The organism is Bacillus cereus group sp. N6 (genome assembly GCF_016483705.1).
GTDB lineage: Bacteria > Bacillota > Bacilli > Bacillales > Bacillaceae_G > Bacillus_A > Bacillus_A wiedmannii.
Window position 1 is genome coordinate 177,479 of record NZ_JAEHBI010000002.1, and the last position, 24,150, is coordinate 201,628.

Sequence of the window (24,150 nt, forward strand, 5' to 3'; positions counted from 1 at the left end):
AGATTTAACATTGCTATCCTCCTCGGAAGTTACAGCTCATTTAAATCTCTATATTATTAAAAGTAAAATGGTTTAAAGTAACTATATCATATCAATATAATAAAAGTAAAGTTTTTTTTGCTATATAATTTTTTTCTTCCACTGCATCGCTTTTGATTCACCTGATCCAGCTACAACATAACCCTCTTTTTGGTTAACGATGCGCCAACCATGCCCTTTAACTGAGTCACATACTGTAACAAGTCCTTCTTCTAAAAGTACACGACAAACCGTACTAATCCCCGCTTTATTTTGCGTTGACGTTGTATATAGCACATGTTGATCTAAACTCAAGGCTAAATAGCTACTTGCTTTCTGCTCACTTTGACATGTGTGCCAATATGTTTTTTCACTCTCAATACTTTCATCTATTTTACAAAAAGAAATATTCCCGCTAATCCCCTTGCACGATCCACTCGCTGCTACTATATAAGAATTGTGTACAGTCAACGCTGAGATCATCTGATTCATCACGATTTTAATCCTCTTTAATTTACGTGTCTCCAAATTAAAGAGCCAAACCCCACCATATTTAGCATGTATTTTCGTACCGATAAATAAGTAATGTTTATATAAAAATAACGATCGAATAGATGGTGCCCCGCCACCATACTCAAGAAATGGATGAATGGTTTCCCATGTCGAACCAAAATCATTAGAACGATACAACGTTTTATCTCCATGAGCAATGACTGTTCCTTGTACATTACTACACACATTCCAACTCGTTGCTTTTGTTGGAAAACGCTGAACCGTCCAGTTCTCTCCACCATTCATACTACGAATAAAAATCCCTTCGTCACCTACACCATACACTACATTATCTTCGCTATGTAAATCCCTAATTCGTTTTTGAAAACCTTTTAATATTTGTTTCCATTCTCCGTCTCGTTCAATAAATAAGCCATTATATGTAGTAGCTAACATAAGTTTTCCATCTCTTAACTTTGTAATAGCGGTCGCACTTAACATTGTCTCCACGTTGACACTCCCATTCTTAGAACTTCTCAGCAAATGCAATTGCAAAATTACTGCATTTTTCAACATCCTCTTCATCTTCTGGAGCTAGTTCGATTTTCAATCCTTCTTGTACAAGCTCTGCACCACGTTCTACAAGTCTTTCTTCAAATATCGTTACCGCTTCACAAAATAGTTCATACGCCGTATCACCTGATCCGAATACCGCTACTTTCTTTCCTGATAAATCTATATTTTCTAAGTCCTCATGGAAATCTTCCGCCTCAAACGGTAATTCACCATCGCCCCACGTATAAGATCCTAAAATGATTCCATCATAGGCTAATAATTCTTCAGCATCCATGCCTTCCATTTCTTGCAATACTACTTCATGATCAAAAGCATCTAAACTAACTTTTATTAAATCAGCAATACTCTCTGTATTTCCTGACATACTTGCATAAGCTATTAAAATTTTTGCCACTTCGGCATCCCCCTCTTACAATAAATGATTCTCGTTCTCATTATATTAATAATGAGAATCAATTTCAATTATATTTTTCATTTTTATTTATTCCATATAAAAAAGCACAGATGACTATACAATCACCTGTGCTTTTTTATTACTTTTTAAAAATACCAAACGGCTTTCCAACTGGTAATACAACTTTACCGAAGTGTGTATTTAACACTGCTGCTGCTGAACCATAGAAAGATAATAATGAAATACATAGTTCAGAATACGCTGCTAAATTATGCATTGCATGTGGCATAACACCTAAAGTACTTAATGAAAGACCAATAAATAAGAAATCAATAAGGACGAAAATCATAAATAATACTTTATGTGTTTCCATTGCACCAATTGTCATAAAGATTGTGAAAATCAAATATCCAATAAAGGCTACACCCAGCTGTTTTGAATCTGCAGCTTGTGCTAATTTTTCGCCAAATACTCCAAGTTGAATTAACCAAGTCATTCCAACACCTAACCAAAATAGGCCGTATGCACCGAATGCTGTTGTACCGAACGTATTGTTATGCTTTGCATCGTGAATGCACGCAAAGATTTGTGCAAATCCTCCTAAAAAGATTGCCCACGGTAATACAAGTGAAACGCCATCTGTTAAGCCTAACTTTTGAGATGATGCTACAAGTGTTACCATCGCTAATCCAAATAGACCAATTCCAGATGGATCTGCTGTTGTCATTTTCACATGATGTGTAGTTGTTTGATTGCTCATATAAACCTCCTGATTATAAACATACTCGAATACAATACTTAAATCAGAAGGCTATGTCAATGGTTTTTTTTGTATGTTGTCAGACCTTACTTTTTATAATGATTACATATACTTCCGACCACTTCATACGGTTTTATATTCACTTTCTCCAACTCGTGTATCGGCAACCATAATGGAATATAACTCCCTCTATCTTTCATTTCGAATTCTTCAGCTTTACCACTTCCGAAAACTCCACCTACAATATGGGCATTAAAATAATACTCCGTTCCCTTATACTCCACCTTTGCAATGAGATGCTCCACTTTTATATGTACCCCTAACTCTTCATAAGCCTCTCGCTTCGTTGCCTCTTCAGGTGTTTCTCCTTCTTCAATTCCTCCTCCCGGAAAAACATAATATATTTCTCCTTCTCGGATACGTTTTATAAGTACGATTTTCCCTTCCTGCACAATGATAGCCGCGCCGCGATTTCTTATCATTTTATTACCTCAATACGAATCGCAACTGTTCCCCACTTTTCTTCTTGTTCTTTCGTATATATTTTGTATGTACTTTCTAGCATTTCCTCTAAACTATCATTTTCACAATCCAATAATTTGTGATCAATTTGTTCGTACATCGCTTTAAAGCTTTCGTATCGTTTTATTTCCGTTACTTTGGCAGTCATCGTTTCCTCTGTCGTAAGGTGCGTAAATACAATATGATCGCCTTGTTTTATAAGTTGACGTTTTGCATCGTATAAACGTACTTCATATACTTTTTTTCCTAATTGAATTGATTGAAAATGTTTATTATATAATCCCATTTCGTATATCATTCATTCCACTCCTTTTTTATGCATTACGCCTACTACTATTTTTGTGCATTACCAATTCATACAACACAGTTCGACTTATTCCAAGTTGCATATAATGTTCCATATCCATTACTTGCTCTAGAGAGGATGCTAAATTTGTTATGTTATTTTTAAATCAAAAACCTGAATATAATAAATATGATATTGGTGATTATACTTATAGTAAAGTAGGTCCAACCATTTTTTCTTGGAATGATGAAACAAAATTAAAAATAGGTAAGTTTTGTTCATTAGGAGAAGAAGTCGTTTTTATACTTGGCGGTGAACATCGCGCAGACTGGATAACGACATACCCATTTAATGCATTTTTTAATGAAGGAGCACATATTACTGGTCATCCTTCTTCAAAAGGTGACATCGTAGTCGGCAACGATGTATGGATTGGTTATCAATCCTGCATTTTATCTGGTGTTACAATTGGTAACGGAGCCATTATTGGGGCAAAGAGTGTTGTTACAAAAGACGTACCTCCATATGCAATTGTAGCTGGTAATCCTGCAAAATTTGTTCGATATCGTTTCCCGCAAGAAACGATTGACAAGCTAGAAAAACTCGCATGGTGGGATTGGGATATTTCTGTTATAAAAGGAGCCATTCCATTTCTACTTTCCAACAAAATCAACGAGTTTTTTACCTCACCGGAAAATGAATCTATGTGATTAATACAAAAAGAGCATCCTATTCTTTCAGGATGCTCTTTTTGTTTTTATTTCTTATGTTCGTGCAAATGATTACACGGAGAACATTGAAATGGAATTTTATCTAAGCAATTAAAGTTTGTTTCACAAATTTGTTCGATCGTTGGGACGAACGGTATGACCACAATATTACTTTCTATTATTTGTGTAACAGGCGGTAACACTGTACCTACTTGATGTTCGAAGCGAATACTCGCTTGATTTATATAATTTCCTGAACCACTTGGCGCGCTCTGAACTACTACTTGGAACGAGACTGTGCGTGCTTCACCTGGATTTAAACTTCCTATAAGAAATCCTGATATTGGGTTTACATTTGGCACTGGCGTATTATCAACCGTTACACTTCCAAGGACAAATTGAACACTACTATCTAACATATCTTGAAAACGAATATTTTGTATCGCTGTATCTCCCGTATTTGTAATAACTGTCGTAAACGTAATAACATCTCCTATTGTTGCTGTTTGATGGTCTGCCACTTTTACAACAGTCGTTGAGACATTTTGAGGAATAAACGGGATAACAACTGTATTGCTATCGCCTTCAACTACTACAGGCGGTTCATTTGGATTCACAATTGCAAGCCCACTCGCCGTAGCTGTATTTGTAACTAAGTTATTTATTTGCCCTCCTGTTATTACAACTTGGAAATTAATAATTGCTGCATCATTTGGCTGAAAATCACCTAACGGAATACCTGTATTCGGGTTGGCAAATGGAAAAGGTACATCATTTACCGTTACCGAGCCATTTATAAATAACGTATTCGGATCAATGATATCTGTTAAAACAATATTCGTCACAGGAACTGTACTATCATTTATAACAGCAATTCCGTAAGTGACAACATCTCCTACCATCGCTACTTCAAAATCCGCTCCTTTTGCAACAAATAAGATTGCCGTATTTACCGTCACTATAACTGTATTGCTCGTATCCATCACTGTAACTGGCGGTTCTCCTGGTACTAAAATATATTCTGCTAACGCCCCAGCAAGGTTCACTACTGTACCACCATCTGGAAAACTTGTAATCGTAGCTTCATATGTTACAAGTGCCGTCTCACCCACTGGGATGTCTGGTATCGTAAATCCAGCCTGTGGATTTAACCCTGGTTGCGGAACTCCATTTATCGTTACACTATTTGGAACAAACTCAGCTTCCTGAGATAACACGTCTATAAATTGAACATTCATCGCATCAGCCGTACCAGTATTTAATATACGAACAGTATACGTTACCGTTTCTCCCACTCCAACAATCGGATGATCTACTTCTTTCAGCATATCTAAACTACCTCGATTTACTGGTGTGACTGTCGTATTACTTGAGTTCGTAATTGTAAACGGTGGTTCTCCTGGAATCAATTCGAAATCACCAGTTACTCTCGCTGTATTCATAATGCTACTAGAAGGCGGAATTGCGATTACATTTACTTCAAATGTAATTAATATACTGTCCCCTACTGCAAGATCTGGTAATGAAAAGCCTACAAATGGATCTAAACCTACTTGCGAAATTCCATTTATTTGTACACTTCCAGGAATGAATTCTAAACTAGGTGACGGAACATCGATAAACTGAACATTCGTCGCTAATACCGTTCCCGTATTTGTAACTTGCACACTATAAGTTAACGTATCCCCTAATTGTGTTGCTTGCTTATTTACGGTTTTTATAACATTAAATCTCCCTCTATTTACCCTTGTTATTGTCGTATTACTCGGTTCAGTTACTACAACCGGCGGCTCTCCTGGTACTAAAGTAAAGCTTCCTGTTATATTTGCAACGTTCGTAATGGTTCCTGATGACGGGATGTTTGTAACTGTCGCTTGAAACGTCACGATAACTGTTTCTCCAACTGGTATATCTCCAACTCCAAAGCCAGTAATCGGATTTAAGTTTGGTTGCGGGGCTCCATTTATCGTTACACTACTTGGTACAAATGACGCTCCTGCTGAAATCGTATCAATAAACTGAACATCATTAGCTGTTACTGTTCCTGTATTCGTTATTTGAACTGTATACGTTAATACATCTCCAACGAGAGTAGCAGCCCTATTTACTTGTTTAATAACATTAAATCGTCCTCTATTTACAGTTGTAAGTGTTGTATTGCTCGGTTGGTTTACTACAACTGGTGGTTCTCCTGGTACTAATATAAAGCTTCCCGTAATATTTGCAGTATTAGCAATTGTTCCGTTTGATGGAACACTGACAACTGTTACTTGGAACGTAACTTCTACACTTTCACCTGGGCTTATATCTGGAAGCGGGAATCCATTATTAGGATTGAATCCAGGTTGTAGCACACCATCTATCGTTACACTATCTGGTATAAATGTGATCGAGGACGGTAATACATCACTATATTGAACATTTGTCGCTACCACTGTACCTGTATTTTGAACTATTGTTGTATATGTGATTGTATCACCTACTGCAACAACCGGCTGACTTACTGATTTTAAAACATTTAAACCGGGTTCATTAATTTCTGTTAATGTCGTATTACTTGTTGTTGTTTCTGTAATAGGCGGCTCTGTTTCACTTACAGCAAATGTAGCTGTAACGTCTACAAAGTTAACAATCGTTCCCCCCTCAGGTATGCTCGTAACCACTTCCTGATATGTGACAAGTACAAAATCATCTACAGGGATATCTGGAACTGTAAAGCCAATGAAAGGATCTAATCCTGGTGCCGGCACCCCATTTATGCTCACACTTCCCGGTACAAATGCTACACCGGCGGAAGTTGTATCTATAAATTTAACATTCGTTGCTGCCACTGTACCGAAATTAAAGATTAATACATCATACGTTAATATTTCTCCAACCGTCGCTACCTCTTTATCGACTAGTTTTAATGGAAATATAGACGCTATATTAATTGTCGTAACGACTAAATTCGTTAATATCGTTTCCGTAATTGGTGGTTCCTGCGGATTTGGTTGTGAAGTAAATGTAACATCTGCATCATTTAATATGACTTCATTATCTGGAATCTCCGTAATCGTCACTTGGAACGTCACAGCAATATTTGCACCTGCATTTAATAACGGACTAACTGGAAATCCTGTTTCTGGATTTAAGCCAAGTTGCTGCGCCCCACCTATCGTTACACTATTTGCTACAAATATCGTTCCTTCTGGTATGACATCTTGAAAGAACACATCTGTAACTGGTATAATTCCTACGTTTGAAATTAGCACAGTATACGTTAATACATCCCCAACCGCTCCAGCAGCAACATCAACTGTTTTTGTTGCTGTTACTTCACCAGGAGGAGGTAACGGTATCGTAACTACTGTCGTATTACTTGAATTGGTTGTTGTTACAGGGGGCTGTAAAGGATTTAATAAAAAAGTAGCTGTTGCAGATGCCGTGTTTAATACGGCTCCGCGCGTGGATGGCGCAACTACTGTTACTTGGAACGTTACAGTCAATGATGTTCCAGCAGCAATATTAGGAAGCGTAAAACCTATATTTGGATCAAATCCAGGTTGAGGCGTTCCATTTATCGTTACGCTATTTGCTACAAATGTTGTTTCTGGAGCAATTGAATCAATGAAGGAAACATTCGTTGCTGTTACTGTGCCGTTATTTCGAATGACTACAGAATACGTGTAAGTCTCTCCAAGTGCAGCTTGTTGTACAGATGAAGATTTTTGTATATTTAATCGAGCAGTGTTTACTTGCGTCACAACGAAATTACTATTCGTAACAGTCGTTATTGGAGGGTTTGCTGGATTTATAAGAAAACTTGCAGTAACGTTCGATTGGTTTCTTATATTTCCACCGCTCGGAACACTCGTCACTGTAACTTGAAACGTAATCGTAGATGTTTGCCCGACCGGAATATTTGGTACTGGGAAACCTACCATAGGATTCGCGCCTTGCTGAACAACTCCATTTATCGTCACACTATTTGCTACAAACGCAGTACCAGACGGAATTGGATCTTGAAAAATAATATTCGTTGCAGGAACAGTTCCTGTATTTTGAATAAGAATCGTATACGTTAACGTATCTCCTACTCCTGCTTGTGGTGTATTTACACTCTTCATTACATTAAGTGATCCTACATTCACTCGTGTCACAACAATGTTACTAATCGTTACAATTGTAACTGGTGGCTGGAGAGGACTTACTTGGAAATCAGCAGTTACATTCGCATTATTCGGAAGAACTCTATTTGGTGGTACACTCGTAATCGTCACTTGAAAAGTAACTGTTACCATCCCTCCTACCGGAATGTTAGCAAGTGGAAATCCAATTATTGGGCTTAAACCTGGTTGAGGCGTTCCATTTATCGTTACACTATTTGCTACAAACGTTGTTCCAGATGGAATTGGATCAACGAATGATACATTTGTCGCTGCTACTGTTCCACTATTTTGTATACGAATTGTATACGTTAGCGTATCTCCTACACCTGCTTCAGTAGCACTTACACTTTTTATTACATTTAGCCCTGAAGAATTCACCACTGTATTAACAGTATTACTTGGCACCGTTACAGTAATTGGTGGCTCTGTTGGATTTACAAGAAAATCTCCAGTTACATTCGCATTATTTACAACATTATTTCCTTGAGGAATTTCATCAATTAATACTTCAAACGTAACAATTACACTCGCGCCAGTAGGCAAATTATTTAATAAGAATCCAAGTTCTGGATCTGCCCCTTCTTGTAAAACACCATTAACAACTACACTGTTTTCAATAAATAATGTCCCTTGTGGAATTGAATCTTGAAAAAATACATTTGTAGCTGGTACACTACCTGCATTTATGATTTCAATTGTATATACTAAAACATCCCCTACCGTTGCAACATTCGTATTCACTGATTTCACAACTTCAAAGTTCCCTGATTGTACTGTTGTATTCACAATGTTACTCGGAACATTGATTGTTACTGGTGGTTCACTCGGGTTCACTTGAAAACTCGCTGTTACATTTGCTTGATTTAAAATATCTTCATTTTCTGGATCCTGTACAATTAATACGTCAAATGTGACTACAACTGTTTGAGCCGCAGGAATATTCGGAAGAGAGAATCCTGTATTCGGATTCAAACCACTTTGCGATACTCCATTAACGGTTACAGAATTTGCAACGAAAGAAACCGCTGAAGAGATAATGTCTTGGAAAAATACATTTGTTAACGGAACGTTTCCTGTATTTTGAACGGCAATTGTGTATGTTAAAGTATCCCCTACTGCCGCTTGCGTTGTATTCACTTCTTTTATTACATTTAAACCGCCTGTATTAACTTGTGTCACAACTGTATTCGTTTGTCTATTAATCGTCACTGGTGGTTGATTCGGAATAACGACGAAATTAGCAGATACATTTCCACGATTCGCAATCGTACCTCCTGATGGCATAGATGTCACTCGGACTTGAAAACGCACTGTCCTACTTCCACCTGGAGAAATATTTGCTACCGCAAACCCAGTCGAAGGATTTGCTCCTGGTTGTGAAACCCCATCTACAGTCACACTATTTGCGATAAAAGTTGTTCCAATTGGAATTGGATCTTGAAAAATAACATTTGTCGCAAGTACATTTCCGGCATTCTCAATTGTAATAGTGTACGTAAGAACGTCATTCACTGTCGCAAAAGCTCTATCCACTGCTTTTCTCGTTCTTATATCAGCTACATTAATTGTAGTAAATACAGTGTTACTTGTCGCCTGTCCTGAAATTGGTTGTTGACCAGGTACTGGAGTAAAGTTAAATGTTACACTCGCACGATTTGGAATTGGATTTACAAGCGGATTAGATGTTACTCGAACTTGAAAACGCACTACCGTCGTTTGCGAAGCATTAATACTTCCTAGATTAATACTACTTGCTGGATTTGCTCCTGGACGTGCTACCCCATTTACCGTGACACTATTTGGAACAAATGTTGTGCCACCAGGGATACTATCAACAAAAACAACATTATTTGCAGTGACATTTCCATTATTCGTCACATTAACTGTGTATGTTAATACATCATTAAGGGTTGCTGTCTGTAAATCTACAGATTTTTGCATACTTATAGTTGCTTGATTCACTGTCGTTTGTACTGAATTTGAAGAAGACATACTTGTAATTGGTGGACTACCGACGAAAGGACGGAATTGATATGACACCATTGCGCGATTCGGAATAGGATTTGGGTTCGGAAACGATGTTATTCGCACTTGAAATGTAACAACTCTTTGCGCGTTAGTTGGGATTGTGCCTAAATTAATTCCATTAGCAGGGTTCGCATTCGGCTGTGTTACTCCACCTACCGTTACACTACCTGTAACAAACGTCGTTCCGTTCGGAATACTATCTTGTAATATAACATTTTCTGCACTTCCCGTACCTGTATTAGGAACTGTAATTGTGTAGGTAAGAATATCTCCAACTCCTGCAACTGTTCTATTGACCGATTTAACAGGATTAATAATTGGCCCCGTTGCATCAATTTGAACCCCAAAACCAGCTGCAGCATATCCATCTCCATTAGTAACGAATCGAACCGTTGCTGACGTTTGATTATTTACTAATGATGCAGAGGCATTTACATTTGTAATATCCCACCCTTGTCTTCGGACGGCTAAAGCTATCCCTAAAGGCTGATTCAAATCTCCAAACGTTCCAGTTGTATCTAACTCTCCAATATCGTTACAAATTTGTGACTGAAAAAAATTATTTGCGGGGTTTCTCGGGCCGGATAATGCAACTGTAGTATTTGCATTCGGTCCAAAACGAAGTTGATCTCCAACAATGTTAGAATCACCTTCTTGAGCAGTTACGAGCACCCGTCCTGTTACAGCTCCTGTGGCTGGAGTAGCAAATCCTGAAATAGTAGCATCCACTGGTGGTGATGAAGCATCGATAATTTCTTGACCTGCATAAACTGATAAATTCCGAAGTGGCAAACTAGCATTTTGATACACAACCTCAAGCGTCCATCCAGCCGAACGACTAATAGTTGGATCAGATGAAGTTCTTGCAGCTGGCACAGCCCCGGTTGTATATGTGCCTGCCCCACCCGCACTAACAAGATTCGTTACATTGGCAGAGCGCGCATAATAAAACTGATTCCCTACTGAACCTTGCTGCGCAGTAGCAGGATCTGGCGTAACAGAAAAAGTCCCAGCCGGTGTTGTAAATGTAATATTATCATTTAAAAACGGTAAAACATCTTCCGTATCAGTCCGGAAAGTACCAGCCCAAACTAATTCTGCATATAACACACTACTTCCCGCTGGAAGATTTAAAATTGCACTTGAAGAATTCAATTGCCATTCATCTGTTGTCCCTACCGGGAATCCTGGTACTTGTAGCGCTGTATTTACTGTCGTAAACACAGCAAGTGTACCAAAAATATTACCTGGTGCAGGTGATGTAGGGCTAAGCCCTAACGTATTCCCAGTGAACGTGACGGCACCAGGTACTGTTGTTGTAAAACGATTTATAAAAGGCACACAATCATCTCATTTCAATTATAGTAAAAAGTGCTCTATACTATAAAATGTAGACAAACTATGCAATGTACTTTGTCCAACAAAATTCCGCACATACGAGAGGAGCTTACTACACTATGCGCTATGTTATCGTAACAGGAACTTCACAAGGTTTAGGTGAGGCAATTGCCGCACAATTGTTAGAAGAAAACACGAGTATCATCTCTATTTCTAGAAGAGAAAATAAAGAGCTTACGAAACTTGCACAGCAATATAACAGCAATTGTGTTTTCCACTCCTTAGATCTTCAAGATGTACATAATTTAGAAACGAACTTTAACGAAATCATTTCATCCATTCAAGAAGACACTGTATCATCTATTCATTTAATTAATAACGCTGGTACACTCGCACCAATGAGACCAATAGAAAAAGCTGAAAGCGAACTACTCATTACGAATGTTCAAATTAATTTACTTGCACCGATGATCCTTACCTCCACTTTCATGAAACATACGAAAGACTGGAAAGTAGATAAACGTGTTATAAACATTTCATCTGGTGCAGGGAAAAATCCTTATTTCGGATGGGGCGCTTATTGCACGACGAAAGCTGGTGTAAATATGTTTACACAGTGCGTAGCAACCGAAGAAGCAGAAAAAGAATATCCAGTAAAAATGGTCTCTTTTGCACCTGGTGTTGTTGACACAAGTATGCAAGCACAAATTCGTGAAACAAATAAAGAAGATTTCATAAATTTAGACCGCTTCATCGCACTAAAAGAAGAGGGAAAACTATTGTCACCTGAATACGTTGCGAAAGCAATTCGTAACTTACTAGAAACTGAGAATTTCCCGCAAGGTGAAGTCATTCGAATTGATGAATAACAAAAAGGCATGCTCTAATAGCGTGCCTTTTCATTTTATTTCTCTAAAAATATAAGTATAGACTCCGCAATTTGTTCATAACCAATTTCTTGATAAATTTTATTAGACGTAGGATTCGCTAGATCAGTATATAACGTAGTCGTCTTATACCCTTCATCTAACATACGTTGACTAAGTGCACCGACACAACTAGATGCATATCCTTTTTTCCGTTCTTCTTTCGGCGTATATACGAAATTAACTGTTATATTGTTTGTAGTCGGTCTCGTTTTTGCAGCCACAGATACAAGCTTCCCATCTACTTCTAAACCAAATAGACGACGGTTCGTAATTAATGTATGAGCGGTTTGGGTCGCTTCTTCTTTCGTAGTAGGCAAATTCACATCTTCGCAAAATTGATATATCCACTGTTCTATTAATGGTAGCTCATCACTACTTACTTCTCGAAATACTCCATCTCCGTTCCACTTTTTCTTCACTTGTTTTAATTCATATATACCTTGCTCCATTGCAACAGTAGTTTTCTTATTTTCTAACACTGCAATCTCTTCCGCTAATCTCTGTACCATTTTCTTATTACCAATCAATCCAGGAACATTTGGATATACTTCTGCTAATCTTTTTGCAAGTTCCACAATTTCCTCTTCCATCATTTCAGACGTAGCAACAATGATTTGTTTCTTCTCTTCTGTTTGAAGAAATACAACTTTAATTTCTTCTCTTTGTTTTGCTACTCCCATAAATATCGGTTGTTGAACCATTTGTAATACACCTAATATGAGATTATTTTCCTGCTCATTCTTTTCTAAAAATGGTGTAACCTCTTTTTTAAAAGTAAGAATCTCTTCATATACATGTAATTGAATCATCGACAATCTCTTCTCTCTATTTATAGTTTCATTAAGTATTGGCGATTAATTCATTAAATTCCTCTTTTACGATTCAATAATATTCGAAACTAACGTATTTAAATCATTTTCCGCTTGTAAAATTCTCTGTTTTTCCTTTTCAAATACCTCTTCTTCTTTTTGAAATGACTCTTTTCGATTGTTAATCATGCGCTCCATTTCTTTTTTACTCGGTCCACCGTATACATTTCTTTTTTGTATAAAAGCTTCTGGTGATACAATTTCTTCCCACTCTTTTTCTAATAATTTTATTTTAAATTTTTCTTGTAAGTATATATTTACATCTTTTACATGTAATTCATGCAGCTCTTTTTTTTGCTCCAATGACATATTCGCAATAACACTCGCTGCATGATGCGCATGCCGAAATGGAATGCTATAGTTTTTTGTTAAAACATCTGCGAAATCAGTTATCGTAATTGCATGTTTATAAGAACGACTCTTCAACGTTTCTTCTTCTACTTTCATCGTTCGAATAACTGCATTCATAATACAAAAAACACGAATGGTCTTTTCAATCCCTTTATATAAATACGGCTGCAGGTCATCTTCCGTATCGACAATATCACCAAATGGAGTATTATGAATCATTTGAAATACTGTAAATGCTTCTCCTAAAGCACTACTCGTAATCGCACGGGCGTGTTCAATGGAAACTGGATTTCGCTTTTGCGGCATAATGCTACTTATTTGTACATATGGCTTTGCGACAGTAATACCATCATATTCTTTCGTCGCTAATAGTAAGAAATCATGGATCCATCTACTCGTATTCGTCATAATTACCATAAGTAACGAGCTAACTTCTAATAAATAATCCGCTCCAGCAACAGCATCATATGAGTTCTCAATTACATTTGTAAACCCAAGTAAATTGGCAACTCGCTCTCGTTTAATTGGGAAACTTGTTGTAGAAAGAGCGGCAGCTCCCATTGGAGATTGGTTTAAAAGTTTGTACGTTCGTTTCATTCGTTCTAAATCTCTTTGCATCGTATCATAAATCGCTAACGTATAATGACCAAATGTTGTGGGCTGTGCTGGTTGTGTATGTGTATAAGCTGGCATAATCGTTTCCTTATGATCATCGGCAAGTTGCAATATACTTTCTTGCAATAATAAATGATGTTCCATTAATCGTAATACATATCTTCTTAAACTCATGCGATACATCGTTACACCCATATCATTTCTACTTCTACCAATATGCATATTACTTACAAAATCGCTTTTCGCTTCTTGAGAAATTAAATGTTCCACTAAAAAAAAGAGATCTTCATGCCGCTCTGTATAGAGCAATTGCTCTTCTGGAATTCCCTCTACCTTTTTTAATGCGTGTAGTATAACTTTAGCTTCTTCCTTTTTCATTAAATTTTCTTCAGTCAGCATCGTGATATGCGCTTTATGCACTTGAAACATATCTTTCAATAAGTAATTTCGCTGAAAATGAAATACATGTTGTAATACGCAATCTACATATGTTTTTCCAGGGAAATCAGCGCCTTCACTCTTTATAAACTCTTCTTTACTTTGTTTCATCACCTTTTCCCCTCTCACCTAAGTATTACTACCCATCATACCCAGAGATAGGAAAAAAGTGCTTGTACATAAAGTGAAACTTTAATCAGTGGGGGTTTTCTTCATCCCCCACTGATTATTAGTTGAACCAATCGGACTTTTAGGGGCAGTTGATCCCCCACCTAACTTCTTTGCTTTCGCTGAATTTTGAGGTGGGGGTCTTACTGCCCATTAAAGCGGGATAAAAATAAACTCGGTGCTCTCTGCACCGAGTTTACTTAATAAAAGTCGCATCATACTTATCACTTTGCAGCACTTGGAAATGTAAGTTCGCTAAATGTTTCCGTATTTCTGCACTGTCGTCCTCATTTAAATTATTTGCTAAAAACACTATTTCTGTACAATTCCCGCGTTTATCCATCGCATAAACTGCTTTTGTAACTGTCCATGGCGTATAGCCATTTTTTTGCCCTGCATGTCTAAATGTTTTACGATATTTTTTAGCACTCATATCTGTTTCAACGATATTCGCCCACACTTTTTCTTCGGCTTCTGTTAGGCCACCTTTATGATTTGCCTTTTGAAGCAGTACCATATAATCGTTTGCAGAAGCTGCTGGTAATCGATCTGACCAAATTTTATCGTAACGTTCCTCTAAATAAAGAGGAATTTCCTTCTGTAATAATGGCCCCTTCTTCTTTAAGCGTTCATGTATAATCATCGCATATTCACGATATTGCTCTTGAGACATCTCTTTTAACTTTTTCTCTATTTTATATTTCGGAACATGTAATTCTTTATGCAAATATCCAGGGATGTATAAAGATGAAACAATCGGAAATAGCGGCTGATGTGCTGGAAGCGATAAACTTTGTAAATTACGATTAATATTATCTAATCCTAACACTTCCATCAAATATTCAGCATTCGCATTCGAACTAAACTTAACCATTCCTTTTGCCACTTCTTCTAAAGAAACTGCCCCTTCTGTTATCTTTTCTGTCTTTTGCAAATACCTTTGCCATCTATCTTGTGCACCGCCATCTGTATTCGGCACATAATAACGATTTATATCATTAATGGAAACGAAACTAGACGGATCAATTTTCCCTTCCGTAACTTGTTTCGTATATTCAAGCGCCACAATTAACTTCATCGTACTAGCAACTGGCAATACAACATTTGGATTTACAGAATAAACAACTTTATCATTTCTCTTCACGAGAAGGGCACTATTTTTTTCATCTTTATGTTCTTCAATAAAGGATGCGATATACTGTGCATCATCATTATTTGAACTCCACACTTTTTTCACTAAAAAATTACCCGATATTAGCAAAACGAAAATACCCACAATCACTGCGCATACTATAGTTTTTTTCAAGTAAAATTCCTCTCCTATTGTATAACTCTTCTCTATCTATCTCTTTCAAACAAAATAATGGAGATGATTATTTTAGTAATCATCTCCATTATTTTAACTTGTATTCTCCTATTATGTCTACGTCATAATTTTCACGAAGTCTTCGAGAAATTTTTTATAATGTAATGACCAACCAATTCGCACCCAATTCTTTAAGGATTTTGCATCAGGTTGAGGACGAAAATCAGCAATACTTTCTCCTTTTGCAATCCCTACTGTATCTACATCGACACGGCGGTATACATAGTCCAAAATAGACGGATTTGCCGCAACCATCATTGTGACAACGTCATGCACTGGACTTCCTTTTATTTTCGGATTTAGCTTTCTATAAGCTTTATAATAATACGTAAAAATCGGTTCAATTAATTTATTAAAATTCGTTTTAGAATGTTTCGTAATGTAATTCACCATCTCTGGCGTAATAATTGCTTCAGATGTAACGTTAAGTGGCACTAATGTCACATTCTTGGCGTTTTGCATAACTAATTGTGACGCAATCGGATCACCATGAAAATTCGCCTCTGCAACTGGTGTAACATTTCCAGGCATTAAGAAAGAACCACCCATTATATAATATTCTTTCACATACTTCATCATCGGCTTTTCTAAAATAAATGCTGTCGCTAGTGTCGTTGACCTGCCTGCATCGACAATGATTAATTCTCCTTTATATTTTTCAAGAATATCAAAAAAAGCACAAAAAGGTTTTATATTTGGTGAAAAAGCTTTTGGAGGTTTAATTGGCCCTAAACCGTCTGCCCCATGAATTTCTGGATAATACGTTGTAACATCTCCGGATAAAGGAATTTTCGCACCATTAATAACAGGTATATCTTCCCGCCCTGCCATTTGTAGCAAATATGCTGCATTACTTGTCGCCTTTTCTTGTGTTACATTTCCATATCCGGTTACAACACCAACAATATCAATATCAGGATGCATAATTCCGTACATGATGGCTAAAGAGTCATCAATTCCTGGGTCTCCCAAAAATAATACTTTTTTCATCGACCTCAACTCCATCCCCTCAATTGTTATTAATTTATGAATAACCTTACATATACAGAATAAAAAAGAATAAATTCACACAAAAAAACGTAGTCCTCTATAAGGACTACGTTCTTCCTCTAACCTATACTGTTTTTCTTCACAGCACTCATACTTCCAATGATATAAGCTATAAACGCAAAACAAATTGGGAAGACAACTGTATGTATACCGAACGGATTTGGATAGAAAAGATGAATACACATATATGAGCCTACCCCAACTAAAATAGAGGCAAGCGCTCCTGTTGCATTTCCTTTTCTCCAATATAACCCTAATACGATTGGCCAAATGAATGCTGCTTCTAACCCACCGAAAGAAAATAAATTTAACCATATTAAAAAATCTGGTGGTTTAATTGCTGCTGCATAAACGAGCAGCCCTACGATACCAGTAATCCACAAACTTCCTTTTCTAATCGTACTGTCTGCTGCATCTTTATTTATGTAATTTACGTATATGTCTTTAATAATTGATGAACTTACAAGTAACAATAACGAGTTTACTGTAGACATAATTGCTGCCATTGGCGCAGCTAAGAAAACTCCAGCTAGCCAAGGTGGCAACACTTCCATCGCGAGTAGCGGCATGACTTTATCCGGTACCGTTATACCCGGAAGTACGACTCGCGCAAATACACCTGTTAAATGCATACCAATCATAATTGTACCTACAACAACCGTTCCAATTATTAACGCTTGGTGCATAGCTTTTGAATTTTTATAAGACATGGCACGCACGCTAATTTGCGGTAACCCAACAACACCAATTCCAATTAAAATCCAAAATGATGTCACATATGATTTCGTTAAACTACCATCCGCTCCGAATGGTGTAATTAAATTTGGATTGATTTGAATAAGCTCCTGCATAATCTTTTCAATTCCACCACCAGCAATGACAGTAGCAATTAAAATGATTGTCGTTCCAACTAACATAATGATTCCTAATAACGTATCTGATAAAGCAACTGCACGAAATCCACCAATTAATACGTACACAAGTACAGAAAAAGTAAATAAAAATAGTGCTGTTGTATAAGATAGACCCGTTAGTGATTCAATTAATCGGCCACCACCGACCCATTGAGCTACTGTTGCTGAAAATAAGAAGATAATAATACATAACGCAGAAAGTATAACAACTGCTTTATTATTGTATCTTCCCTTTAAATAATCGATAAGAGTAATGGCTTCCATCTTCCTAGCGATAATTGCAAACTTTTTACCGATAACCGTTAAAACGATATACCCTGTTACAACTTGAATCGCAGATAATAATACCCATCCGAGGCCCATATTGTACGCAATACCTGGACCACCAATAAAGCTACTAGCACTACCGTACGTAGCAATCATTGTCATCGCTAATAATAAACCGCCAAGTTCACGCCCACCAAGAAAATATTCTTGTAAAAATTTATTATTAGCAGTCGCTTGTACGCGTCTTGAAGCATATACACCAATTAAAAATACAACGATAAACGAAATTATCATTGGAATGATTACATACCAATTCATCTATTATTCCTCACTTTTTTCTTCCTCATCGAGTGAAATATCTTGAAATACAAAACGAACAACTAAACTAAGTAAAATAACCATAACGATAAATCCAACGATACAGCTATAAAAAAACCATGCTGGAAAACCGAATACATATGTATATTCACTTGGATTTTTACTACCAAGCCCATAAGCAAATCCGTACCATATTATAAAATTGATAATAGCAAGTCCAAGACCAATTAACGCTTCTCTATGGGCAATTCGAAAGCGTGGATCATCATGATAATTCTTCATTTTCTCCCTCCTCTCACGATGTATTATTGTACCATTGTTCTTCTAGTTTTTCCTACTAGAAAGCAAAAACAAGCAGGATTTTTTATAATCATATAGAAGCTTCTCTTACATTACATATTTTTTACAATTGTAACACAAATGAAATTTGAATTTTCAGTATTTGTTAATTATGATTAAAATTAGAGGCTTTCCATCTAGTTCCCACATCCTTGATTTCGGAATAAACGCCGTCTCGTACTGCGTTTACATTATATTTTCAAGGGGGTTATACAATGAGTCAACTAGCTGTAAATCTTCATGAAAAGGTAGAAAAGTTTCTTCAAGGTACAAAAAAGTTATATGTGAATGGATCTTTCATTGAAAGCGCTTCCGGAAAAACATTTAAAACACCTAACCCAGCAACCGGCGAAACACTTGCCGTCGTTTCTGAGGCTGGTCGAGAAGATATTCATAAAGCTGTCGTTGCAGCTCGCATGGCTTTCGACGAAGGTCCTTGGTCTCGCATGAGCACTGCTGAGCGAAGCCGTCTTATGTACAAGTTAGCTGATTTAATGGAAGAACATAAAGAAGAGCTTGCACAGCTCGAAACATTAGATAACGGAAAGCCAATCCGTGAAACAATGGCAGCAGACATACCACTTGCAATTGAACATATGCGCTATTATGCTGGCTGGGCTACGAAAATCGTTGGTCAAACAATTCCTGTTTCTGGTAATTACTTTAACTATACACGCCATGAGGCTGTTGGTGTCGTCGGTCAAATTATTCCTTGGAACTTCCCACTTCTTATGGCAATGTGGAAAATGGGAGCAGCGCTTGCTACAGGATGTACAATCGTTTTAAAACCTGCAGAGCAAACTCCACTATCCGCTCTATACTTAGCTGAATTAATTGAAGAAGCTGGATTCCCGAAAGGTGTTATTAATATCGTTCCTGGATTCGGTGAATCAGCTGGACAAGCTCTCGTTAATCATCCACTCGTTGATAAAATTGCATTTACTGGTTCTACTCCAGTCGGTAAACAAATTATGCGACAAGCATCTGAATCATTAAAACGCGTTACACTTGAGTTAGGCGGTAAATCACCAAATATCATCTTGCCAGATGCTGATTTATCTCGCGCGATTCCTGGTGCACTTTCTGGTGTTATGTTTAACCAAGGACAAGTATGCTCTGCTGGATCACGCTTATTTGTTCCGAAGAAAATGTATGATAATGTCATGGCTGATCTCGTCCTCTATTCTAAAAAACTAAATCAAGGTGTCGGTCTTAACCCTGAAACAACAATCGGTCCTCTCGTTTCCGAAGAACAACAAAAACGTGTAATGGGCTACATTGAAAAAGGGATTGAAGAAGGCGCTGAAGTACTTTGCGGAGGAGGCAATCCATTCGATCAAGGCTACTTCGTTTCTCCTACAGTATTCGCTGACGTAAATGACGAAATGACCATCGCAAAAGAAGAAATTTTCGGTCCAGTTATTTCTGCAATACCTTTTAACGATATTGATGAAGTAATTGAACGTGCAAATAAATCACAATTCGGCTTAGCGGCTGGTGTGTGGACAGAAAATGTTAAAACAGCACATTATGTTGCAAGTAAAGTACGTGCTGGTACAGTATGGGTAAACTGTTATAACGTCTTTGATGCAGCATCTCCATTCGGAGGATTTAAACAATCTGGTCTTGGTCGTGAAATGGGATCTTACGCATTAAATAACTATACAGAAGTGAAGAGTGTTTGGCTCAACTTAAATTAACGAAAAAAGAACCTGGCCTATCCGGTCAGGTTCTTTTCATTATGTATTCATTTAAACTTGCAATCCCCCGCTCACATTTAATACTTCTCCTGTAATATAGGATGCGTACTCTGATGCTAAAAAGGCCGCTGCGTTCGCAATATCTTCTGGCGTTCCAATTCTACCAACCGGAATCGCGCCAACCATCTTTTCTTTCACTTTATCTGGTATCGTTTTTGTCATATCTGTATCCATAAATCCTGGGCAAATCGCGTTACACGTAATGCCGAAACTTCCAACTTCTTTCGCTGCCGTTTTCGTTAAACCTACAACGCCTGCCTTCGTAGCCGCATAATTCGCTTGACCTATGTTTCCTTCTCTACTAATTGAAGATATATTAATAATGCGTCCATACCCTTGTTGTCTCATGTAAAGAAGTGCTGGCTGCATACAATAAAAAACACCTGTTAAATTTACTTGCAGTACTTGTTCCCATTCCGGTTTCTCCATTTTATGTAACATAGCATCTCGCGTAATTCCTGCATTATTTACTAAAATGTGCAGTGTACCAAATGTTTGGACAGCGTATTCAATTAAGGACTTCGCATCATTTTGATTACTCACATCACAACGATACTGCTTCACTTCATATCCTTCATCTGATAACTCACGTGTCGTTTTTTGTAGCTTCTCTTCATTTACATCGCTAATTAATACTTTAGCCCCTAGTTTTGCATAAACCCTTGCAATCTCTTTTCCAATTCCCTGTGCAGCTCCTGTTACTACAGCTGTTTTCCCATTTAAAAACTCCATCCCTATCCCCCATTTCTATTACTTATACTGTATATTTCGGCTCTTTGCTTCCCAATTCCTCTTTGTATAAAAAAAGTCTATTTGTGTCAAACTAACTTTGCAACGTCGCATAAAACACAAGGAGATTGTGTCGAATGAACAAAAAAAATTTCAAGCAAAACAAAGCTGCTGATGGCATTGATGTTGAGTTCTCTCGTGAACTCGCTGACCACAATGACTTAGAAGCAAACGCACGTGCAAATGCCGCTGATGCACGTCAAAAACGCCAGTCAATAGAGAAATAAGGAACGCACAACCTTATTCTTTTCAACAGGGACCTACTACCCAATAAAATAAACCGAGAGATATCCTCTCGGTTTATTTTCTATATTTTTTTATATAATGTGCCAAAGTAAGTAGCGGATATATATATGCATAGCTATGATAACGAATATAAAACCCACCTGGTAAACCTGTTCCGGTAGGATAGTGTTCATTATCATCAGGATTCGCAAGCAAATATGAAATACCTTTTCGAATAGCTGGTGTTTCTTCATCATGGTAAGAAATGAGAGCATCTAACGCCCATGCTGTTTGGGATGGTGTACTAAATGGTAAAGTAACGAACCTTTTTTCCACGCTACTGTGGCACGATTCCCCCCACCCACCATCTTCATGCTGTATATGGTCCAGCCATAAAGCTGCTCTTTTCATTGATGGATTGCTAGATGGAATTCCGAGTGACCGTAAACCAGTCATAACAGCCCACGTACCATATATATAACAAATCCCCCATTTCCCATACCATGATCCATTTTCCTCTTGCACATTCATTAACCAATTTATCGCACTTTGTTTTTGTTTCTCAGGCAATTCATTTTGCGCGTATGTCCCGAAAAGCTCTAACACTCTTCCTGTAATATCTGGTGTGGAAGGATCTGTAATCATATCGCTTGCATTTTCGATTGGTAAATTTGCTAATAAATTGCTCGTCACACCTTTTTCAAACGCTCCCCAGCCACCATCATTATTTTGTAACCCTTTAACCCAATTGACCCCTTTCTTCCAAGCATTATCTACATTTTCGTTCCCTCTACTTCTTGCCAACGCTCTTAGCACAGCTGTTGTATCATCGACATCTGGAATTGTCGTATTCACATCCGAAAAACCCCAACCGCCTGGAGTCAGCGCCGGAGCATGTACGCTCCAATCAGCTTTTTTTGTATGCTGTTTTTTTAATACATACGCTGCTGCATGTTGAATCATCTTATTATCTTTCGAAGCGTGGGCCTCTTGTAACGTATAGCTGAGTAAAGCCGTATCCCATACAGTTGAAGGAGAATTTTGCAAATGATTCCCTCTTTCCATCTTCCATATATAAGATGTTATCCCTGCTATAGCTTTTTGAATCATTGATGATTGAAGAGAATGTCCTAACGCGAGTAAAGCATAAATCATATAAAATGAGGCAGTTGCGTAACTATATAACGTTCCATTTTCATCGATACGCTCTTTCATAAAACGTTCGACTTCCTCATATCCTTTATGGTGTAAAGAAAGTGGATACGATATGATTTGTTTTACATCACTTAATAACGTTTGAAACAACGGAGACCGCTCCTCCCGAAACCATTTCCCGCCCCCGCCTGCGATATGATTTAAATTTGGCAGTAACTTTTTTCCTACTCGAAATCTTTTATTTAAACACACCATCATCGGAATTAAATGGATACGTGCTGAGCTACTCAATTCAAATATACTTAGGGGTGAATCATTTTGCAGAAACATAATCGGTGTTGGCAAATGAAAGAGCGAAGGGTATTCATATTCTCCATGAATTGCTAATAAAAACTTCGTCATAAAATGAGCACGCGCCACGCCTCCACGTTCCTTAATAAACATTTCGGCTCGCCTCATATTCGCATCTTCTTTTGTATATTTTTTTGAAGCTAGTAAGGCAGCATAAGATTGAATTGTAGCAGATAAATTGCCACCCACTTCATCTTCATACAATTTCCATGTTCCTTCATTTGTTTGAAGTGATGCTAATCTTTTTACAAACGGTTCTATCTCTTTATCTCTACCTAATAATTTTAATAAAAAAATCATATGGCAATCTGTTAATGGTGCTCCTTCAAAGCAAAACTGCCACGTACCATCTTGCCGTTGCATCGTTTGAAGTGCAGTTGTTCTTCTCGCTATTTCTTCATGCACTTTTTCATATAATAACAAGTTACTCACCCACCCTTTCGAAATCCGTATAACGATATTCAAAAAGGTAGCTAAATATGTATGAAAACAAAGAAAAACAGAACATATAAAATGTTCTGCTCATAAGCAATATCCCACTCCGACAATAATCCCTACTAAAGCACCGACTACTACTTCATACGGTGTATGCCCGACAAGTTCATTTAACTTCTTATATTCTGTTTGTCTACCGTGAAAGAACTCATTCAATATTTTCGCTTGTTTACTAACTGCAAGTCTTACTCCTGAAGCATCATACATAACAATTATTGCAAAGATAGCAGCAATAGCAAATAAGGTACTTTCCACACCTTCTACAACGCCAACACCTGTCGCAAGTGCTGTAACAGTTGAAGCATGAGAACTCGGCATCCCACCTGAAGCGAAAAACTTTGCAAAATCAAATTCACCCGTTTTGAATAATTTAAAGACTACTTTCGTTAATTGTGCTAGAAACCATGAAATTACAGCGGCCATAAGCGGATCATTATGTAAAATTGTTTCCACGTTCTCAGCTCCCTACTGACTAT

General features: G+C 37.4%; 19 protein-coding genes. 4 read left to right on the forward strand and 15 right to left on the reverse strand.

The annotated features are described in order from the left end of the window. Positions 1-120: 120 nt before the first annotated feature. The 5 genes from JDS99_RS02725 to JDS99_RS02745 all read right to left on the reverse strand — a co-directional run bounded on the left by JDS99_RS02725 (position 121) and on the right by JDS99_RS02745 (position 3,060). The gene (locus tag JDS99_RS02725; RefSeq protein WP_199694504.1) at positions 121-1,020 is read right to left on the reverse strand and encodes a beta propeller repeat protein; all 900 of its coding nucleotides are present in this window, start codon (positions 1,018-1,020) and stop codon (positions 121-123) included. Positions 1,021-1,036: 16 nt separating this feature from the next. After that, on the reverse strand, positions 1,037-1,480 hold the full coding sequence (locus JDS99_RS02730; RefSeq protein ID WP_001062763.1) for a flavodoxin: 444 nt from the start codon (positions 1,478-1,480) through the stop codon (positions 1,037-1,039). 139 nt (positions 1,481-1,619) lie between these two features. Next, positions 1,620-2,240 (reverse strand): acetate uptake transporter, encoded by a 621-nt coding sequence (locus tag JDS99_RS02735; protein WP_000070936.1) that lies wholly within the window; start codon positions 2,238-2,240, stop codon positions 1,620-1,622. Between the two features lie 86 nt (positions 2,241-2,326). Then, positions 2,327-2,722 carry an NUDIX hydrolase gene (locus JDS99_RS02740; protein ID WP_088064151.1) on the reverse strand — a complete coding sequence of 132 codons (396 nt, stop codon included), beginning with the start codon at positions 2,720-2,722 and terminating at the stop codon, positions 2,327-2,329. After that, complete coding sequence (locus JDS99_RS02745; protein ID WP_199694506.1) at positions 2,719-3,060, reverse strand: ASCH domain-containing protein; 342 nt, start codon at positions 3,058-3,060, stop codon at positions 2,719-2,721. The genes JDS99_RS02740 and JDS99_RS02745 overlap by 4 nt, the downstream gene beginning before the upstream one ends. A 140-nt stretch (positions 3,061-3,200) precedes the next feature. Between JDS99_RS02745 and JDS99_RS02750 the strand changes: the two genes are divergently transcribed. Continuing rightward, positions 3,201-3,758: a CatB-related O-acetyltransferase gene (locus tag JDS99_RS02750; RefSeq protein WP_097908199.1), complete on the forward strand. Its 558-nt coding sequence runs from the start codon at positions 3,201-3,203 to the stop codon at positions 3,756-3,758. A 47-nt stretch (positions 3,759-3,805) separates the two neighbouring features. Here the strand turns inward: JDS99_RS02750 and JDS99_RS02755 are convergent, their stop codons facing one another. Continuing rightward, positions 3,806-11,278: a DUF7507 domain-containing protein gene (locus JDS99_RS02755; protein ID WP_199694508.1), complete on the reverse strand. Its 7,473-nt coding sequence runs from the start codon at positions 11,276-11,278 to the stop codon at positions 3,806-3,808. Between the two features lie 116 nt (positions 11,279-11,394). Here JDS99_RS02755 and JDS99_RS02760 point away from each other — a divergent pair, with 116 nt between their 5' ends. After that, positions 11,395-12,144: a (S)-benzoin forming benzil reductase gene (locus JDS99_RS02760; RefSeq protein WP_199694510.1), complete on the forward strand. Its 750-nt coding sequence runs from the start codon at positions 11,395-11,397 to the stop codon at positions 12,142-12,144. A 35-nt stretch (positions 12,145-12,179) separates the two neighbouring features. On the opposite strand, the gene JDS99_RS02765 is transcribed toward JDS99_RS02760, so the two are convergent. The 6 genes from JDS99_RS02765 to JDS99_RS02790 form a co-directional block, all read right to left on the reverse strand. Then, positions 12,180-13,013 carry a GNAT family N-acetyltransferase gene (locus JDS99_RS02765; RefSeq protein ID WP_046954603.1) on the reverse strand — a complete coding sequence of 278 codons (834 nt, stop codon included), beginning with the start codon at positions 13,011-13,013 and terminating at the stop codon, positions 12,180-12,182. Between the two features lie 66 nt (positions 13,014-13,079). Beyond that, complete coding sequence (gene argH, locus JDS99_RS02770) at positions 13,080-14,606, reverse strand: argininosuccinate lyase (protein ID WP_097889893.1); 1,527 nt, start codon at positions 14,604-14,606, stop codon at positions 13,080-13,082. Between the two features lie 235 nt (positions 14,607-14,841). After that, complete coding sequence (locus JDS99_RS02775) at positions 14,842-15,951, reverse strand: serine hydrolase (protein ID WP_097889894.1); 1,110 nt, start codon at positions 15,949-15,951, stop codon at positions 14,842-14,844. 117 nt (positions 15,952-16,068) lie between these two features. Then, entirely contained in the window at positions 16,069-17,001 is a 933-nt protein-coding gene (locus tag JDS99_RS02780; protein WP_097889895.1) for a nucleoside hydrolase, read from the reverse strand. Positions 17,002-17,120: 119 nt separating this feature from the next. Then, complete coding sequence (gene panF, locus JDS99_RS02785; protein WP_001104842.1) at positions 17,121-18,560, reverse strand: sodium/pantothenate symporter; 1,440 nt, start codon at positions 18,558-18,560, stop codon at positions 17,121-17,123. 3 nt (positions 18,561-18,563) lie between these two features. Continuing rightward, positions 18,564-18,842, reverse strand: coding sequence for a YhdT family protein (locus JDS99_RS02790; protein WP_000800722.1), 279 nt, complete (start codon positions 18,840-18,842; stop codon positions 18,564-18,566). Between the two features lie 272 nt (positions 18,843-19,114). Between JDS99_RS02790 and dhaS the strand changes: the two genes are divergently transcribed. Next, complete coding sequence (gene dhaS, locus JDS99_RS02795; RefSeq protein ID WP_046954598.1) at positions 19,115-20,599, forward strand: aldehyde dehydrogenase DhaS; 1,485 nt, start codon at positions 19,115-19,117, stop codon at positions 20,597-20,599. Between the two features lie 51 nt (positions 20,600-20,650). Here the strand turns inward: dhaS and fabG are convergent, their stop codons facing one another. Next, entirely contained in the window at positions 20,651-21,391 is a 741-nt protein-coding gene (fabG, locus tag JDS99_RS02800) for a 3-oxoacyl-ACP reductase FabG (protein ID WP_000395032.1), read from the reverse strand. 134 nt (positions 21,392-21,525) lie between these two features. Between fabG and JDS99_RS02805 the strand changes: the two genes are divergently transcribed. Further along, entirely contained in the window at positions 21,526-21,675 is a 150-nt protein-coding gene (locus JDS99_RS02805) for a YfhD family protein (RefSeq protein ID WP_060487356.1), read from the forward strand. A 73-nt stretch (positions 21,676-21,748) separates the two neighbouring features. Here the strand turns inward: JDS99_RS02805 and JDS99_RS02810 are convergent, their stop codons facing one another. Further along, positions 21,749-23,602: a terpene cyclase/mutase family protein gene (locus JDS99_RS02810; RefSeq protein WP_097889896.1), complete on the reverse strand. Its 1,854-nt coding sequence runs from the start codon at positions 23,600-23,602 to the stop codon at positions 21,749-21,751. 99 nt (positions 23,603-23,701) lie between these two features. Beyond that, positions 23,702-24,127, reverse strand: coding sequence for a divergent PAP2 family protein (locus JDS99_RS02815; RefSeq protein WP_000447816.1), 426 nt, complete (start codon positions 24,125-24,127; stop codon positions 23,702-23,704). Positions 24,128-24,150: the final 23 nt, after the last annotated feature.

Coding starts and splice junctions, on each gene's coding strand:
- JDS99_RS02780 (WP_097889895.1), bottom strand. CDS start 17,001: ATGAAAAAAGTATTATTTTTGGGAGACCCAGGAATTGATGACTCTTTA.
- JDS99_RS02740 (WP_088064151.1), bottom strand. CDS start 2,722: ATGATAAGAAATCGCGGCGCGGCTATCATTGTGCAGGAAGGGAAAATC.
- JDS99_RS02750 (WP_097908199.1), top strand. CDS start 3,201: ATGTTATTTTTAAATCAAAAACCTGAATATAATAAATATGATATTGGT.
- JDS99_RS02760 (WP_199694510.1), top strand. CDS start 11,395: ATGCGCTATGTTATCGTAACAGGAACTTCACAAGGTTTAGGTGAGGCA.
- JDS99_RS02745 (WP_199694506.1), bottom strand. CDS start 3,060: ATGATATACGAAATGGGATTATATAATAAACATTTTCAATCAATTCAA.
- dhaS (WP_046954598.1), top strand. CDS start 19,115: ATGAGTCAACTAGCTGTAAATCTTCATGAAAAGGTAGAAAAGTTTCTT.
- panF (WP_001104842.1), bottom strand. CDS start 18,560: ATGAATTGGTATGTAATCATTCCAATGATAATTTCGTTTATCGTTGTA.
- JDS99_RS02790 (WP_000800722.1), bottom strand. CDS start 18,842: ATGAAGAATTATCATGATGATCCACGCTTTCGAATTGCCCATAGAGAA.
- JDS99_RS02735 (WP_000070936.1), bottom strand. CDS start 2,240: ATGAGCAATCAAACAACTACACATCATGTGAAAATGACAACAGCAGAT.
- fabG (WP_000395032.1), bottom strand. CDS start 21,391: ATGGAGTTTTTAAATGGGAAAACAGCTGTAGTAACAGGAGCTGCACAG.
- JDS99_RS02805 (WP_060487356.1), top strand. CDS start 21,526: ATGAACAAAAAAAATTTCAAGCAAAACAAAGCTGCTGATGGCATTGAT.
- JDS99_RS02765 (WP_046954603.1), bottom strand. CDS start 13,013: ATGATTCAATTACATGTATATGAAGAGATTCTTACTTTTAAAAAAGAG.